The sequence below is a fragment of the Rhodococcus sp. 05-2254-5 genome, assembly GCF_002258575.1.
Lineage (GTDB): Bacteria > Actinomycetota > Actinomycetes > Mycobacteriales > Mycobacteriaceae > Rhodococcoides > Rhodococcoides fascians.
Window position 1 is genome coordinate 168,212 of sequence record NZ_NOZG01000029.1, and the last position, 17,816, is coordinate 186,027.

The following is a 17,816-nucleotide window of genomic DNA, read 5'->3' on the forward strand; positions in this document are numbered from 1 at the left end:
TATGGGTGTTGTGCTGGAAGAGCAAATGAGAGAAACGCCTGCCGGATCCGCACTGGGCGGATCCGGCAGACCACAGAACTACTGAGCTGGCTGCATGACCGCGTTCACTGCGTTCACTGCGCTAGGTCGTCGACCGTGGCAGCTTCGTTGCGGGAGAGGTTGATTCCCAGGTTGGCTGCGGCACGCTCGAGGTCTTCGTCGTCACCGTCGGCCATCGTGATGGCAGCGCCGTCCGAGGACAGCACCTCCACGTTGAGGCACAGCGACTGGAGCTCTTTGAGGAGCACCTTGAAGGACTCGGGGATACCGGGCTCGGGAATGTTCTCGCCCTTGACGATCGCCTCGTACACCTTCACGCGGCCGACAACGTCGTCCGACTTGATGGTGAGAAGCTCCTGCAGCGTGTACGCGGCACCGTAGGCCTGCATGGCCCAGCACTCCATCTCACCGAAGCGCTGTCCACCGAACTGGGCCTTACCACCGAGGGGCTGCTGCGTGATCATCGAGTACGGCCCGGTCGAACGAGCGTGGATCTTGTCGTCGACCAAGTGGTGCAGCTTGATGATGTACATGTAGCCCACCGACACCGGGTACGGGAACGGCTCGCCGGAGCGGCCGTCGAACAACGTGGCCTTTCCGTCGGATCCGACCATCTGCTCGCCGTCGCGGTTGGGGATCGTGCTCTCCAGCAGGCCGGCGAGCTGATTCTCCTTGGCACCGTCGAACACCGGGGTGGCGATGTTGCTGTCGGCCGGAGCCGCCAGCATCTCCTCGGGCAGGCGTTCGGCCCAATCGGGCTTGCTGCCGTCCGCGGCGATCTGCACGTTCCAACCGGTCTTGCCGATCCAACCCAGGTGGGTTTCGAGGACCTGACCGATGTTCATACGACGCGGAACACCGTGGGTGTTGAGGATGATGTCGATCGGGGTGCCGTCGGGCAGGAACGGCATGTCCTCCTGCGGGAGGATCTTGCCGATGACGCCCTTGTTGCCGTGACGGCCGGCGAGCTTGTCGCCGTCCTGGATCTTGCGCTTCTGAGCCACGTAGACGCGGACCAGCTCGTTGACGCCGGGAGGCAGATCGTCGTCGTCGTCGCGCGAGAAGACGCGGATGCCGATGACCTTTCCGTTCTCGCCGTGCGGAACCTTGAGCGAGGTGTCGCGAACTTCGCGAGCCTTTTCACCGAAGATGGCGCGCAGCAGGCGCTCTTCAGGGGTCAGCTCGGTCTCGCCCTTCGGCGTGACCTTTCCGACCAGCACGTCGCCGTCACGAACCTCGGCACCGATACGGATGATGCCGCGCTCGTCGAGGTCTGCGAGGACCTCGTCGGAGACGTTCGGGATGTCGCGAGTGATCTCTTCGGCACCGAGCTTGGTGTCGCGAGCATCGATCTCGTGCTCCTCGATGTGGATCGAGGTGAGAACGTCCTCTTCCACGAGGCGCTGCGACAGGATGATCGCGTCCTCGTAGTTGTGGCCCTCCCACGGCATGATCGCCAGCAGCAGGTTCTTGCCGAGTGCCATCTCACCGTTCTCGGTGCAGGGGCCGTCGGCGAGGACCTGGCCGGACTCGACGCGCTGTCCCTCGTCCACGATCGGACGCTGGTTGGCGCAGGTGCCCTGGTTGGAGCGCGCGAACTTGCGCATCCGGTAGGTCTTGCGCGATCCGTCGTCGGCCATGACCGTGACGTAATCGGCGGAGACCTCTTCGACGACACCGGTCTTCTCGGTGATGACGACGTCACCGGCGTCGACAGCGGCACGCAGCTCCATGCCGGTACCGACGATCGGAGCCTCGCTGCGCACCAGCGGGACAGCCTGACGCTGCATGTTCGCGCCCATCAGGGCACGGTTGGCGTCGTCATGCTCGAGGAACGGAATCATCGCGGTTGCGACGGACACCATCTGACGAGGCGAGACGTCCATGTAATCGATGTCGTCGGACGAGACGAACTCGACCTCTCCACCCTTACGACGAACGAGAATCTTGTCCTCGATGAAGTGACCCGAATCGTCGACCGGGGAGTTCGCCTGCGCGAGCGTGTGGCGATCCTCCTCGTCGGCGGTCAGGTAATCGACCTCGTCGGTGACCTTGCCGTCGACGACCTTGCGGTACGGGGTCTCGATGAAGCCGAACGGGTTGACGCGTGCGTACACCGAGAGCGAACCGATCAGGCCGATGTTCGGGCCTTCCGGGGTCTCGATGGGGCACATGCGGCCGTAGTGCGAGGGGTGCACGTCGCGGACCTCGAGGCCGGCGCGCTCACGAGAGAGACCGCCGGGTCCCAGTGCCGACAGGCGACGCTTGTGCGTCAGACCCGACAGCGGGTTGTTCTGGTCCATGAACTGCGAGAGCTGGGAGGTTCCGAAGAACTCCTTGATCGCAGCGACGACGGGACGGATGTTGATCAGGGTCTGCGGCGTGATCGCCTCGACGTCCTGAGTCGTCATACGTTCGCGCACGACGCGCTCCATGCGGGACAGGCCCACGCGGATCTGGTTCTGGATGAGCTCGCCAACGGTGCGCAGACGACGGTTGCCGAAGTGGTCGATGTCGTCGACCTCGACCGGAACCTCGACGCCGTCGGGTGCGGTCATCGAGGTCTCACCTGCGTGCAGACGCACGAGGTACTCGATGGTCGCGACGATGTCTTCCTCGGTGAGGGTCGACGCCACGATGGGCTGACCCGAGTTGAGGCCGAGCTTCTTGTTGATCTTGTAGCGACCCACGCGAGCGAGGTCGTAGCGCTTGTCCTTGAAGAACAGGTTCTCCAGCAGGGTCTGCGCCGACTCCTTGGTCGGCGGCTCGCCCGGACGCAGCTTGCGGTAGATGTCGAGGAGAGCCTCGTCGGTACCGGCGGTGTTGTCCTTCTCCAGCGTGGCCATGAGGATCTCGGAGAAGCCGAATCGCTCCGTGATCTGCTCGGTGGACCAGCCGAGAGCCTTAAGCAGCACCGTGACGGGCTGACGACGCTTGCGGTCGATGCGGACACCGACGGTGTCGCGCTTGTCGACGTCGAACTCGAGCCAAGCACCGCGGCCGGGGATGACCTTGACGCTGTGCAGGTCCTTCTCGGTGGTCTTGTCGATCGAGTGATCGAAGTAGACGCCCGGAGAACGCACCAGCTGCGAGACGACGACGCGCTCGGTGCCGTTGATGATGAAGGTGCCCTTGTCGGTCATCATCGGGAAATCACCCATGAAGACCGTCTGGCTCTTGATCTCGCCGGTGTTGTTGTTGATGAACTCGGCGGTGACGAACAGCGGAGCCGCGTACGTCATGTCCTTGTCCTTGCACTCATCGGTCGAGGCCTTGACCTCGTCGAATCGTGGGTCGGAGAAGGAGAGCGACATCGAGCCCGAGAAGTCCTCGATCGGAGAGAGCTCGGTCAGGATGTCCTCGAGTCCGCCGGAGACACCGCTGTCTCCACGGGCGGCGGCACGGTCGCGCCAACTCTGCGCACCTACCAGCCACTCGAACGAGTCCGTCTGTACATCGAGGAGACCGGGTACCTCCAACGGCTCGCGAATGTTCGCGAACGAAACCCTCCTCGGGGCTCCCGGTGTTCCGACAACTGCCTTGGTCTGGCTAGAGACTGCCAAGATGCGTCCTTCCAGCACCTCACGCGGGTCGCGCCGTTCTGTCAACCGAAACGACATGGCGACCGCCGCTGTATCTGTTTGCTATATGTGGGGCGAATTTCGGCTGGTCGCAACCAGACCGAATCCCCATCACAGCGGCCCGAAAACGTGCTTTCGGGTAACAGCGATCGAGAGGTGGACAGGAGGCAGCCAGCGCAACCTCCAAAGGTACCCCAAATGTGCGCAAGGCGCAACGGGGGCATCAAAAGTAACACCCGAGGTCCGTTCTCGCACCGAGTCGAGGAAAGCGTGTCGCCACGCCGTCTCGAACAGGTGTGCGCCCGATACCGCAAGGGGGTGCTCCTGACGACAAGAGTGAACCTTGCGCCTCCCTTCGTCAAGAGGTCCGCGGGAAACCGGCGCATCGACCCCGCCCGAGGCGACCGATGTGACGACTGGCACAGACGCGAGTCTGTCGGTCCTCCCCGACCGACACGGAAGCTGATCACCCCTGCAGTTCACTCGAGCTGTTCGCCTCTGCCGTTCATCCCGCCGATCGCGGCGACCCGGACGAATCGCTACCGAGGGATCTGCTGATCGACATTCGTCGGATCGGGGCTCCGGCGACTGCGACCCGAGCCGAGTTGCGGACCGCGATTCCGCGTGAGCTTCCAGATCTTTCGCGGCAATCACGAAAGATATTGGTGGAACACGCATTTCATTTGCAACGACAACGGTCGAGTCGTGATCGACCATGCAGACCGACCCGATCGACGCAACCCCTCGGTTGCTATGGAAATCCGGCCCGCGGTCTGATTGTATTCACTTTGTCGCAACGGGGGTCGTCGACGAGGGGGTTCGATTCGTCGACGCGCGTCTTTTCTTTTGCGCAACAAACGCATTCGCACAACACAACTCTTTGTCTCTCGGGGGGACAGCATGGTCGCGGTGGCAGTGGTCGGAATCGGATGCAGATTCCCAGGCGGGGTACACGATGGCCCCAGCTTCTGGAAGTTCATGCTCGACAAGGGCGACGGCATCGTCGACATACCTGCGGATCGGTGGAACGCGGATCGCTTCTACGACCCCAATCCCGACGCGCCGGGACGCGCCTACACCCGACGCGGCGGATTCCTGACCCAGTCGCTGTGGGACTTCGACCCCGAATTCTTCGGAATGTCGCCTCGCGAGGCCTCGGTGACCGACCCTCAGCAACGTCTCCTACTCGAAGTCGCCTGGGAAGCGCTCGACGACGCCGGGCACGCAGGCCGGGTCAGCGGGCAACCGATCGGAGTGTTCGTCGGCGGATTCACCAACGACTCGGCCGGGCTGCGCGCATCCAGTTCCGCACGCGCCCAGATCAATTCGCACAGCGCCACCAGTTCCTCGCATACGTTGCTCTCCAACCGCATCTCGTTCGCGCTCGATCTCGTCGGACCGTCCATGACGATCGACACCGCATGCTCGTCGTCCCTCGTCGCCGTCCACCAGGCCGTCCGAGCACTCGAGCGCGGCGAATGCACCATGGCCCTGGTCGGCGGAGCCAATGCGATGTTCCGCCCCGAGACGTTCGTCTCGATGTGCAAGGGCAGGTTTCTCTCGTTCGACGGCCGATCGAAGTCCTTCGACGCCGCCGCCGACGGATACGGCCGCGGCGAAGGCGCGGGCATGGTGCTGCTCCGCCCCCTGGCGGATGCGATCGCGGACGGGGACCGGATCTATTCGGTGATTCGAGGTTCCGGCGTGAACCAGGACGGGCGCACCATCGCCATTCCCGTCCCCAATCCCGTCTCGCAACACGCACTCGCCACCCGAGTGTGCGCGGAAGCAGGAATCGAACCCGGACGGGTCGGCTACGTCGAAGCGCACGGCACGGGAACCGCAGTAGGAGACCCACTCGAACTCGAGGCGCTCGGCGGAGCCTACGGCGTGGTCGACGGACGCGAGAGCCCGCTGGTGGTCGGTTCCATCAAAGCCGCGATCGGGCATACGGAAGCGGCCGCGGGCATCGCCGGCCTCATCAAATCGGCATTGACGCTGCACCATCGGACCATCGTGCCGCAGGCGTGGCTGCACACGCTCAATCCGGCAATCCCGTTCGACGAGCTGAACATTCGCATTCCGGTGGCCGTGGAACCCTTCGCCGATGCAGACCCGTACGTGGCCATCAACGGCTTCGGATACGGCGGTACCAACGCGCACGTCGTGATGTCTGCGGCACCGGCCCAGCCCGACGCGCCGACCACCGGACCTGCGAACGACACCGTCGAACTTCGGCTGTTCCCCGTCTCCGGACGGACCGACACGGCCGCACGTGCGTCCGCCGCGGCATTCGGAACCACGGTGCAGGATCTGATCGATTCCGGCCGCGCGGACGAACTACCTGCGCTCACCTCGGCCGCGTGGTCGCGTCGAGCCCACCACCCCGTCCGGGCCGCACTCCCCTACACCGATGCAGACGACTTGCTCGGCGCCCTGGTCTCGTTCGCGGGCGGCAGTGGGTCGACCGCCCACACCGTCGTCGGCCACAGCGCGGCGCCGGTGTTCGTCTTCAGCGGCATGGGCCCGCAGTGGTGGGCCATGGCCCGCGAACTGCTGCTCGCGGACGGCGAATTCGCCCGTGTCGCACGGCTCGTCGATGCTGCGTTCGTCGACATCGCCGGTTGGTCGATCATCGAGGAACTGACCCGGGACGAGGACGTATCCCGGGTCACCGATACCTCGATCGCGCAACCGGCGAACTTCCTCGTCCAGGTCGCTCTCGTCGCCGAGCTCGGTTCCCTCGGGATAGCACCGACCACGGTCGTCGGACACAGCGTCGGCGAGGTCAGCGCCGCCTACATCAGCGGAGCACTGAGCCTGCACGACGCCCTGCTCGTCAGCTACCACCGCGCCCGATTGCAGGCCACCACCGCAGGCTCCGGCGGCATGCTGGCCGTCGGATTGTCCGAGAACGATGCCATGGCCCGGATCCAGGAGCACGGCGTGTCCGCGGAGATCTCGGTGGCCGCGATCAACAGCCCGACCGCGGTCACGTTGGCAGGCGACACGGCAACCTTGGCAGCATTCGCCGAGACACTCACCGGCAGCGGCGTTTTTGCCAAGATGCTGCACGTCGAGGTGCCGTACCACAGCCACCTCATGGATCCCATTCTGGCGCAGATCGATTCGGCCCTGCACACCATCGATGCACAGGTCCCTGGTCTCGCGCTGTACTCGACGGTCACGGCAGAGCGAGTCACCGGCGCAGAATGGAACTCGAGCTACTGGTGCGACAACGTTCGACGCCCGGTGCGTTTCGCCGACACGATGGCCGCTCTCATCGCCGACGGCCACCGCGTCTTCCTCGAAGTCGGCCCCCATCCGGTGCTCTCGGGCAACATCAGGGAAATCCTGATCCGAGCCGGCGAGACCGGAACATCGATCGGAACGCTGGTCCGTGGGGCGGACGACCGATCGAGCCTGACGTCCGCAATCCAGGGTCTCTACGCGAGCGGTTCCTTCGACGGACCGGCAGCCGTATCGCCGCACACAGAGCTGCCCGCATACCCGTGGCAACGCACACGCTGCTGGTCCGAGCCCGAATCCTCGATTCTCGACAGGTTCGGTGCCCCCGACACCTACCCCCTGCTCGGCGAACGTTCCGACGAGGCCGGTTCCCACTGGAGCGTCGAACTGGCCGTTGCCCAACTGCCGTGGCTGCACGACCACGTCGTCGACGGTCTCGTGCTGCTACCCGGTACCGCATACCTCGACGCCGCACTGAGCGCCGCGGCCGCGCGGACCGGACATCCAGAGGTCGCAGCCGAGAACGTGGAGTTCGTCGCCCCGTTGGTGGTCGACGCCGACGACGTTCCCGTTCTGCAGATCTCGGTGGAGGACTCGACGAGAAGATTCGTGCTGCGCTCGCGGCCGGCGGCCGACACCCAATGGACCGTCAACGCCACGGGCCGCCTCGTGGAGGGGCGATTCGACGCCCCGTTCGTCGCCGCTGAGATCTCCGATGCCGCCGTCGAGATCACCGGAGACGCGCTGTATCCGCTGCTCGCCGCGGCCGGGTTGCACTACGGACCGGCCTTCCAGGGCATCGTCTCCGCCCGAATCGACACCGACACAGTCGTCGCCGTCATCGACGCCGGCCGTCACTCCGGCTCCCGTCACCTGGTGCATCCCGCGGTACTGGACACCGCGCTGCAATGCGTCGCTGCGCTGGCTGGAACCGCTGCACTGGCTGGAACAGCGCTGGGTTCGTCGGCTGCCGCCGGGGACCGCAGCGGCGCAGTGGTTCCGGCCACCATCGCGTCCGTCCGCAGGTACGGACCGATTCCCGACCATGCCGTCGTCGTGGTGCGGCGGACGGGATCCGACCCGATGCGAGCCGACATCACCGTGACCGACGACGAGGGCCGGGCCGCGGTCGCGTTGGGCGGCGTCGAGTTCAAACCGATAGCGCCGCCGCAGTCGCTGCACACCGAACTGGACCGGTTGTTCTACGAACCGGTGTGGGAATTGCGGGACAACCGCGATGCTCCGATGCCCGCAGCAGACACCGATCGCGACTTCGCTCTGGTCGTCGTGCTGGGCGACGCCGCAGCCGACAGCCGAGCACACACGCGCGCCGAGGCCATCGCCCGCGCCCGCCGAACATCGGTGGTGTTGGCGCAGAACACCTTCGACGCCACCGACCTGACCAGAATCCTGCGTACCGGTCTCGAGGCCGACGGTGTCGACCGCGCCACCGTCGTCGCCGTCGCCGGCGAGTTCGCAGACCCGGCGTCGGCCGTGCACGCCCTGACCACCATCGCACGCACCGTGCAGAACGCGCTGTACGGCGACTCGAACGGGCCGGCCTCCGAGCCGGGGTCCGTCACCGCGGTGATCGTGACCGAGAAGGCCTTCTGCATGCCGGGCGATCCCGCCGGCGCGCACCTGACCCACTCCGGCCTCGTCGGTGCCCGACGGTCACTGCGCAACGAACAATCCCCTGCGGCGTGGCGTCTGGTGGACACCGAAGCCGACACCGACCTCGAGCAGGTGGTGACCGAGACGATCGCGTTCGGGCCCTATGCAGGCGACGATGCCGACGAGGTGGCTCTGCGCCAGGGTTCTCGATGGGCGGTGAGACTGCGCAGCAATTTGCGCGACCACCTGGCGCTACGGGATACACCCGCCCCGCTACTGGACCGGGAGGCATCCTTCGTGATCGAGGCTCCGGCATCGAAGATGTTGTCCGATATCGCTTTTCGCGCGACAGCGCGCATGGAGCCCGGCCCCGGCCAGATCGAGGTTCAGGTCCGCGCAATCGACATCAACTACAAGGATCCGCTCAAGGTCATGGGAGTGCTGACCGAGCGCGAACTCGCGGGTACCTACTTCGGCACGACACTCGGGCTCGGCGGACTCGGTGTCGTGACTCGCGTCGGACCGAATGTGGACGGCATCGCACCGGGCGATCACATCGGTTTGTGCTCACGAAACATCATGGCGCGCTTCGTCACCCTCGACGCCGACGAAGGGGGCTCGGCGAAGGTACCGTCCGACTGGGAGTTCGGGTGGTGCTCGTCGATCCTGCCGCTGATGTGCGCGCGATTCGGCCTACTCGATCTCGCCCGAGTTCGACCCGGCGAGACCGTCCTGATCCACGGTGCCGCGGGCGGACTGGGATTGGCCGCAATCCAGGTCGCCCGCGGGCTCGGAGCAGTGGTGATCGCGACCGCAGGAACCGAGGAGCGGCGGGCAGTCGCAACCGAGGCCGGTGCTCACCACGTGCTCGCGTCCAGATCACTGAACTTCGCCGACGACATTCGTGTGCTGACCGACGGACGAGGCGTCGACGTCGTCTACAACTCCTCGCCGGGTGAGATCATGGCCCAGAACCTGCATGTGGCAGCGGAATTCGGCCGCATCGTCGAGCTGGGGAAAGCCGACATCTACTTCGGCGGCGTGCTGGACCTCGCCCCGTTCGATCGCAATCTCACCTTCTTCGCCGTCGACATGGACCGAATGTTCGAGTTCAAGCCGGCTCTGGCGCGGCAGGTCACCGAGGCCGTCATCGCGGGGTTGGTGGACCGCACGTACACACCGCTGCCGTACACGACGTACCCGCTCGCTCGCGTCGCCGACGCGTTCGACGCTGTCGTGCGCTCCACTCACACCGGCCGCGTCGTACTGTCCTTCGACGACGACATGCCCTCGGTCCGCCCCGAGGTCCCGACCGTACGCATCGATCCCACGGCCGCCTACATCGTCACCGGCGGATTCGGCGCGTTCGGAATAGCGATCGCGCGCTGGCTCGTCGCAGAGGGCGCACGACACCTCGTACTCGTCGGGCGCAGCGGAGCAACCACCGAGACCGCCATCGCGGGAGTCGCCGCATTCGAGGCAGCCGGAGTACGAGTGGTCGCCGAACGCGTGGACATCTCGCACTACGACGCAGTGGCCGAACTGATCGGACGCACCGTCGCCGACGCCCCGCTCGGCGGGGTGTTCCACACCGCAGGGGTGGTGGACAACCTGCCGGTCGCAAACATCACCGAACAGTCCGTTCGAGAAGTGTTCGCGCCCAAAGTAACCGGCGCACTGAATCTCGATCGCGCACTCGACGTCGCCGGAATCGATCCTGCGATCTTCGTCCTGTTCTCCTCGATGAGCAGCCTCAGCGGTGGCACCCCGCAGGTGTCCTATTCCGCCGCCAACTCGGTACTCGATGCACTCGCCTGGTCCCGGCGTGCCCGCGGTAAGTCGGCATTGACGGTCAGTTGGGGCGCGATGAGCGGAGGGGGCATGGCCGAAACTGCGGAGGAGGTGGTGCGATACCTCGACATGCTCGGCTTCCGCAGTGTCGACATGGACGCAGCAGCCCGCTATCTGGGCGAATGCCTGACGCTGGACCTTCCGCACGTGGCCGTCGTCGGAATCGACTGGGAACAATGGGGTATCGCCAACCCCGCGTCCGCGCACATCCCACGCTTCGCAGCGCACATCGCCGCAGCGAGTACCGGCGGGTCGGGCGTCACCGCACTGCACGCCGAAATACTCGCGCTGCCCGAGGACCAACGCGCGGACGTGTTGACGTTCGTTCTGGCCGAGCAGCTCGCAGCCGTCATGGGCATCGATCCGGATGCAGTCGACACCTCGACACCGTTACCGGAACTGGGCCTCGACTCACTGATGGCGGTCGAATTCGCCGCTCGGGTCGGCAAATCCGTGGGTCTCGAAATGTCGGTGCTCGAGTTCGGGCGTGGTCAAGGCCTTGCCGCGATCGGAGCGAAACTCGCTGCGAGCATCACCAGGAATGCCGCCGCGGGTAACGCCGCATCCACCGTGCCCCCGTCCGCCCCTCTGGAAGCGGTCGCACCATGAGCGTCGATTCACGAGAGATCGCTCGCAGGCTGCTCGCCCGCGGCGGGTACTCCACGGTGAACGTGGACACCGGCCCCGAGTCGATCGGCCGTGGACCCACAGCCGCCGCACCTGCCGCCGCCGGGCACGGTAAGGGGCAGCGAAGCGGGTCTCTGGCCGATCATCCCGACGTCGCGGCGACCACCGCGCAATTCGACGGAGTCGACCGGATGTTCGCGGAACTCGGTGTACCCAACCCGCTGTACCTGCCGCACGACGGCACGGCCGGGGCGACCATCCGACAGCTCGACCGCGACATGATCAATTTCGGCAGCTTCAACTACCTGGGCCTGAGCTCGGACCGGCGCGTGATGGACGCAGCCAAGGACGCGATCGATCGTTACGGAACCTCGGTGTCCGGCAGCCGCATCGTGAGCGGTCAGATTCCGCTCTACGAGGAGTTCGAGTCGGCGCTCGCCCGCACCTACGACGTCGACGACACGGTGATCACCGCAAGCGGGTACCTCACCAACGCCGCCACGGTCGGCTATCTGCTGGGCAAAGGTGACCTGGCAGTGTGCGACACCCTGGTCCACAGCAGCATCGTCTCGGGAACCGAATGGGCAGGGTGTCGACGAGTGTTGTTCCGTCACAACGACCCCGATGCGCTCGAGGCGATACTGAAGATGTCGCGCGGTAGTTTCGCACGCGCGATGGTGATCCTCGAAAGCCACTACAGCATGGACGGCGACGTCGCCCTACTCCCCGAGTTGATCGCCGTGGCCCGGCGTTACGACTGCGCCGTGATGGTCGACGAAGCACACGCGTTCGGCGTACTGGGGCAGCGCGGCCTCGGCATCCGCGAACTCTACGACCTGCCCGGCGACGCCGTCGACGTGTGGATGGGAACCATGTCCAAGGCCCTCGGCAGCGTCGGCGGGTTCCTGGCCGGCTCCCGCGAGCTGATCCGTGGATTCAAGTACTCCGCACCGGGATTGAGCATGTTCACCGCCGGACCCGCGCCGTCCGCAGTGGCAGCGGCGAACACGGCGCTGAACGTGCTCACCGCCGAACCGCACCGTGTCGAACGCCTGCGCGAGAACGGCCGCTACGCATTCACCCGCGCACGCTCTCACGGGTTCGACACCGGGACCGCCGAGGGCACGTCCATTCTGCCGATAGTCATCGGCGACACCCAACGAACCGTACTGGCCTGCGTCGCACTGTTGCAGCAGGGCATCAACGTCAACGCCATCACCTATCCCTCGGTACCGGTGGGCCAGGAACGGCTTCGCTTCTTCCTCTCGAGCGAACACACGCACGCACAGATCGACGCCGCGTTGACCGCACTGGCGTCCTTCGTCGACGGCGTCGACGCCCCGGGTGCGTCGTGACCACCGGCACCGGCCCGGTCGACTTCGTCGTCGAACGTGCGCGGTGGGTACTGGTCACCGTGGTCGCGCTCGTGCTGGCCGCGGGTGCGTGGGGCATCGGTGTCGTCGACGAACTGAGCCTGGGCGGGTACACCGACCCGGCCAGTGAATCGGCCGAAGTGGACGCGTTGGTCGAATCGCGTTTCGGTCGAAAGGTTCCCGACGTCGCGGTGGTCTACACCCCGACGGACGGACGCTCGATCGACGACATCGGCGACACCGTTCTCGGTCGCCTCGACGACATCGACGACGGACTGCTCGCCCGCACTCCCATCACCTACTGGACCGTGCCCGACGCCTTCGCGTCGGGTCTGCGATCGTTCGACGGCCGGTCCGCACTCGCGGTCCTGACACTGACCGGCGACGAGGACCGACGCGTCAAGACCTACCGGGACCTGCGCGCGGAGTTGACGATCGACGGCGCGACCGTGCAGTTCGGCGGCTTCTCGGCCATCGCCGACGCCTACAACGAGCAGGCGCGAGCGGATCTGGTGCGGGCCGAGACCATCACGTTCCCGATTCTGCTCGTCCTGCTGCTGTTGATATTCGGCGGACTCGTCGCTGCTGCAACGCCGTTGGTCATCGGCGGCATGAGCGTCGTGGCGTCGCTCGCCGTACTGCGTGCACTGAACGAGGTCACCGAAGTATCGGTGTTCGCCACCAATATCGCCTCGCTCGTCGGACTCGGGATGGCCGTCGACTACAGCCTGTTCGTCATCACGCGTTTCCGCGAGGAACTACGCGACGGCCGAGACCCGGCAGATGCGGTGCGCCGCACGATGTTCACCGCGGGCCGCACCGTGGCGTTCTCGGCCCTGTTGCTCGTATGTGGGTTCGTGGGCATGCTGATCTTCCCGCAGTCGATGATTCGATCTCTGGGCTTCGGCGGCATGGCCGCGGTGGCCGTTGCTGCCGTCATCTCACTGACCGCGCTGCCCGCAGCGCTCGCGATCCTCGGACACCGTATCGACTCGTGGAGTTGGCGCAGAGGCGCTATCGACCGAGGCGACGCACGCGCCCAACGGTTCTGGGGCACGGTCGCAGACCGCGTCATGCGCAGGCCGGTGCTCGTCGTCGTAGCCATTGTCGCGATACTTGCACTGCTCAGTGCGCCGATTCTCGGTGCCCGGTTGGGCGATCTCGACCACACGGGCCTCCCCTCCGACGCGTCCGCGAAAATCGCCACCGAGAAGCTGTTCACCGAATTCCCGCTCGCGAACACCGGTGTCACCGTCCTCGTCGAATCCGACACCGACTCCCCACCGAGTCCCGCAGCGGTCGCCGAAGTGACCGGAGCGGTCGACGCGTCACTCGGTGTCGTTGCAGCAATCCCCGGCGGAACCGTGGACAACCTGACCGTCGTCGACGCCATCATGAGCTCACCCGATCGCACGGCAGGTGCCCTTGAGACACTGGACTCCATCCGGTCGATCCCGGCCCCGACCGGGACGACATTGCGTGTGGGCGGCGGCACCGCGCAGAGCCAGGACGGCATGGACGCCATCTACGCGACGCTTCCGTGGATGCTGACCATCATGGTTCTCGCCACGTTCGTGATGACGACGGTGGCGTTCCGCTCGATCGTGCTCAGCGTCAAGGCAATTGCGATGGCATCGATCAGCCTCGGTGCCACCTTCGGAGTGCTCACCTGGATCTTCGTCGACGGCCACGGTGCCGAGTGGATCGGCGTCACCCCGGGCCCGTTGCAGTCGACGATGAGCATCCTCATCATGGCCGTGGTGTTCGGCCTGTCCACCGACTACGAGATCTTCCTGCTCTCCCGCATCGTCGAAGCACACGATTCAGGAGCCACCACCCGGGACGCCGTCCGCATCGGTGCCGCCCACACCGGACGCGTCGTCACGGCCGCCGCGCTACTGCTCATCACCGTCACCGCATTCTTCTCGCTGTCCGAACTCGCCATGATGCGGCTCGTGGGTATCGGCATCATCGTCGGTCTCGTCATCGACGCCACCATCGTGCGCATGATGCTGGTGCCCGCGCTCGTCGCGTCGATGGGCAACGCCAACTGGTGGCTGCGCCCCACCCCAAAGCGACCGCAGGCCACACCACGTCCGCACTCGCCCGCAGAGGAGACCAGCCGTGCCCATTGAGATCCGAACGGCCACCACAGCAGACATCACGGAGATGTCCACGATGATGGCACGCGCCTTCCAGGACGACGACCCGGTCAGTGAATACTTCTTCCCGGACGCGTCCAGCCGCCCGAGCAAACAGCGGCGCATGATGGCCGCACTGATCCGCCACCGCTACATTCCCGCAGGTGGAGCCGACCTCGCCGTCGAGAACGGCCGCATCGTCGGAGTGTCACTGTGGCATCCACACGACGCCCCCGCGACACCGTGGTGGCGGCAGCTGGTGTCCGGTCCACATCTGTTGTGGGCCATGGGTTCCGGCACCCGGGCCGGCATCGAGATGGATCGGCTCCTGACCGAGAACTCTCCCGCCCCCGACGCTGTGCTGTGGGTCTACCTCGGCGTCGAACCGTCCACACACCGATCCGGTGTCGGTGCTGCGCTGTCGGCCCACGTGCAGGCGCGCACCGATCGCGAGGGCCGACCTCTGTACGGAATCTGCAAGGAGGGCAACCTCGGATTCTGGACGGCGATGGGCTTTGTGCCATGGGGAACCGCCCGCATCGGCGCGGCGGGACCGGAGGTCCACCTGCTCTCGAGACCTCCGGCCCGGTCACCTAGTGAGCGTCCTGACGCCACCGGGTGGCCTCGGCGAGCGTGAAGCCGTGAACGTCGGCCAGCGCACCCAACCGTTCGACATTCTCACCGTCCAGAGTGGTGCCGATGCTGCGGAGGTCGAATTCGCCCGACAATGCGATCAGCATCGTCTCGGCCATGCACGCGTACGTCAGCCCCGGAGCCAACCCGTACGTCAAACCGAAGTCCGAGCCCGACGGCACCCGCACGATTCCTCCGTCGAACACCGTCACGTCCGGCCGTTCACCGCGGACGTCCCGGCCGATGTTCGGTGGCTGCGCCACGTCGCAGACGATGGCACCCTGCATCAGGTCCGTCGGATCGATCAACGACTGCGGAGCCGACGTCGCCGCGATGACGATCAGCGAATCACGCACAGCAGCAACAGGATCGGTGAAGAATTCGATGTGTCGCGAACGGATCAGATCGTCGAGGTCGCCGTCGACCTCGGCGGCAGCCACCGCCAGGTCACCCGAACCCGAACCGGCACTCGCCACCATCTCCTGCGCCGCATCCCACAACTTCGGCGCGATCACCGAGTTCTCGCCGCGCCTGCCCACCAACGCGATACTGCCGACCTCACCGGCCAATTGCTTGCCGATGGTCCGTCCGATCGCCCCACCCGCACCGAGAATCGTCACCCGAGCGCGCGCGACATCGATACCCCGTTCCTGGCATACACGTCGGACGGCCCGCAGACTCGCGGCCGCGGTGAAGGTGTTGCCCGTCGTGATCGGCCGAGATGTCGCACCGAGACCCAGCCCGTTTCCGGTGATCACCGACGAGTACCCGCCGAGTCCGACCACGGTTGCCCCGCGCGAGATCGCGAGTTCGACGGCTCCGCCCACCACTGCCAGCGCACGCTCGGTCGGCAGCTGCAGCAGCTGCTGGGAGGTGTACGGCAGCCCGATCAGGTCGCCGTGCGCAGTTGCGTCTCCGAATCCGGACACCCGCCCGCTGCCGATGACGAACGAGGCCGGATCGAGCTCGGACGTCGACGCGGCGAATCGCTCCAGCAAGTCCTGTCTCTCGGCATTGTCGAACACCTCGAGCGCAGGATCGAACGCAGCGAAGAAGCCGAGATCGAGAGGATGGGCGATGAAGGCGAAGCGTCGATCGCCCGGCCGTACCGCAATGTCGGGAGTACGGCCCGGACGCAATGCCGTGAGCGCCGCGGGAGTGGCGACAGTCGGACGCCCGAGCAGATGCCCGAACAATCCGTCCATGTCCCCTTCGGCCGCGTAGCCGAGCGCGCGATCGAGGGCCGCGACCAGACGCGAGCATGCCGACGAGGAAACCGTCAACGGTGGTTCGATACGAATCACCCTGTTGCCGAACAGAGTCGGAGCCACGCGAATGCCCTCGACGTTGAGCAGATACGAGCAGATCACCGCCGACAGGTTGTGCTGATCCGCGATCGAACCGAGCAGAGACTGCCGTCCGACGAAGTTCACATCCGCGGTGAGTTCGATGCCCAGCAGTAATCCGCGACCACGTACCTCGGTGACCACCGAGGGATACTTCTCGGCCAGGCCGGCCAGATCGTTCTTCAACTGTCGTCCGAGCGCGGCAGCTCCGGTGACCACCGCGCAGTCGTCTCGGGTCAACTCCTCGAGGACGGCCAGGCCGACCCGTGCGGCCAAGGCATTGCCCGCGAACGTCGACGTGTGGCGAAGCGCGAAACTCTCCCCCACCAACTCCGGGCGGCACAGCACCGCGCCCACCGGCACGATCCCGCCGCCGAGCGCTTTCGCGAGAGTCAGAATGTCGGGAACCACGCCCTCGTGCTCGGCTGCGAACATCCGGCCGGTCCGGCCGAGTCCCGTCTGCACCTCGTCGAGCGCGAGCAACACACCGTGGCGGTTGCAGATCTCCTGGACCTGCCGCAAGTAACCGTCGGGCGGGCACACCACGCCGCCCTCACCCTGAATCGGCTCGACGAGGAACACCGCATAGTGATCCGGTGCAGCCGCCAGAGCCGCGTCGAGTGCCTCTGCATCGCCGAACGCGATGTGGTCGAATCCCGATACCGGAGCCCCGAATCCACTCTGGTACTTGATATTTCCCGTCGCCGACAGCGCCCCCAGCGTCTTGCCGTGAAAACTGTTCCCGGTCGTCAGCACCCCGAGGCGGCCGGTATGGGCCCGCGCGATCTTCAGCGCCACCTCGGTCGCTTCGGTGCCACTGTTGACGAACGTCGTACGCGTCAATCCCTCGGGTGCGATTCTCCCCAGACGATCGGCCAGTTCACCTGCGGCGGTGAGCACCGAGGGCTGCACGAAGATGGGCTCGCCGCTGCACCGAACATCGTTGATCGCCTGCCAGATCGGCGTCGGCCCGTGCCCGAACGGCAGCGCCCCGTAGGCACCCGCGAAGTCCAGATACCGACGGCCCGCAGAATCGAACAGCACGGTGCCGTCGCCGCGGACGTACTCGCGATCCAGATTCAGTGCAGTCAGCAGTCGGTACAACTCGGGATTGACGCTGCCCGCAAATCCCGAGCGACCCGACCGCTCGGGTACTACAGATACATCGATTGTCGTGTCAGTCATGACCAGCATGCTCCGTTTTCATCGGATCCATCCCTGGCCGTCGAGCATCGAATGGTTGTCCCGAACAACCAGGGCTCGCCCCAAGCCAGGACGCAAACGCGATGGTAGACCTGGCCAGGGACACCGACGGTGACCGTGAAAACAACGAAAAGCCCCGTCCGAGCAGCGCTGACGCTG

6 protein-coding genes are annotated in these 17,816 nt (G+C 65.8%); 4 read left to right on the forward strand and 2 right to left on the reverse strand.

The annotated features are described in order from the left end of the window. Window positions 1–113: 113 nt before the first annotated feature. Complete coding sequence (rpoB, locus tag CH278_RS20205) at window positions 114–3,620, reverse strand: DNA-directed RNA polymerase subunit beta (RefSeq protein WP_032365281.1); 3,507 nt, start codon at window positions 3,618–3,620, stop codon at window positions 114–116. Window positions 3,621–4,520: 900 nt separating this feature from the next. Here rpoB and CH278_RS20210 point away from each other — a divergent pair. The 4 genes from CH278_RS20210 to CH278_RS20225 are packed head-to-tail and all read left to right on the forward strand — an operon-like array spanning window position 4,521 to window position 15,112. Next, window positions 4,521–10,943 carry a type I polyketide synthase gene (locus CH278_RS20210; RefSeq protein WP_094622711.1) on the forward strand — a complete coding sequence of 2,141 codons (6,423 nt, stop codon included), beginning with the start codon at window positions 4,521–4,523 and terminating at the stop codon, window positions 10,941–10,943. Continuing rightward, complete coding sequence (locus CH278_RS20215; protein WP_094622712.1) at window positions 10,940–12,316, forward strand: aminotransferase class I/II-fold pyridoxal phosphate-dependent enzyme; 1,377 nt, start codon at window positions 10,940–10,942, stop codon at window positions 12,314–12,316. The genes CH278_RS20210 and CH278_RS20215 overlap by 4 nt, the downstream gene beginning before the upstream one ends. Next, window positions 12,313–14,469, forward strand: a complete 2,157-nt coding sequence (locus tag CH278_RS20220) for an MMPL family transporter (RefSeq protein WP_094622713.1) — start codon at window positions 12,313–12,315, stop codon at window positions 14,467–14,469. The genes CH278_RS20215 and CH278_RS20220 overlap by 4 nt, the downstream gene beginning before the upstream one ends. Continuing rightward, window positions 14,459–15,112 carry an N-acetyltransferase gene (locus CH278_RS20225; RefSeq protein ID WP_256991894.1) on the forward strand — a complete coding sequence of 218 codons (654 nt, stop codon included), beginning with the start codon at window positions 14,459–14,461 and terminating at the stop codon, window positions 15,110–15,112. The genes CH278_RS20220 and CH278_RS20225 overlap by 11 nt, the downstream gene beginning before the upstream one ends. Here the strand turns inward: CH278_RS20225 and CH278_RS20230 are convergent. Next, complete coding sequence (locus CH278_RS20230; RefSeq protein WP_094622918.1) at window positions 15,069–17,639, reverse strand: aminotransferase class III-fold pyridoxal phosphate-dependent enzyme; 2,571 nt, start codon at window positions 17,637–17,639, stop codon at window positions 15,069–15,071. The genes CH278_RS20225 and CH278_RS20230 overlap by 44 nt on opposite strands. Window positions 17,640–17,816 lie beyond the last annotated feature (177 nt).

Excerpts from the sequence above, each read along its gene's own strand:
- CH278_RS20230 (WP_094622918.1), bottom strand. The coding sequence starts at position 17,639 with ATGACTGACACGACAATCGATGTATCTGTAGTACCCGAGCGGTCGGGT.
- CH278_RS20215 (WP_094622712.1), top strand. The coding sequence starts at position 10,940 with ATGAGCGTCGATTCACGAGAGATCGCTCGCAGGCTGCTCGCCCGCGGC.
- CH278_RS20210 (WP_094622711.1), top strand. The coding sequence starts at position 4,521 with ATGGTCGCGGTGGCAGTGGTCGGAATCGGATGCAGATTCCCAGGCGGG.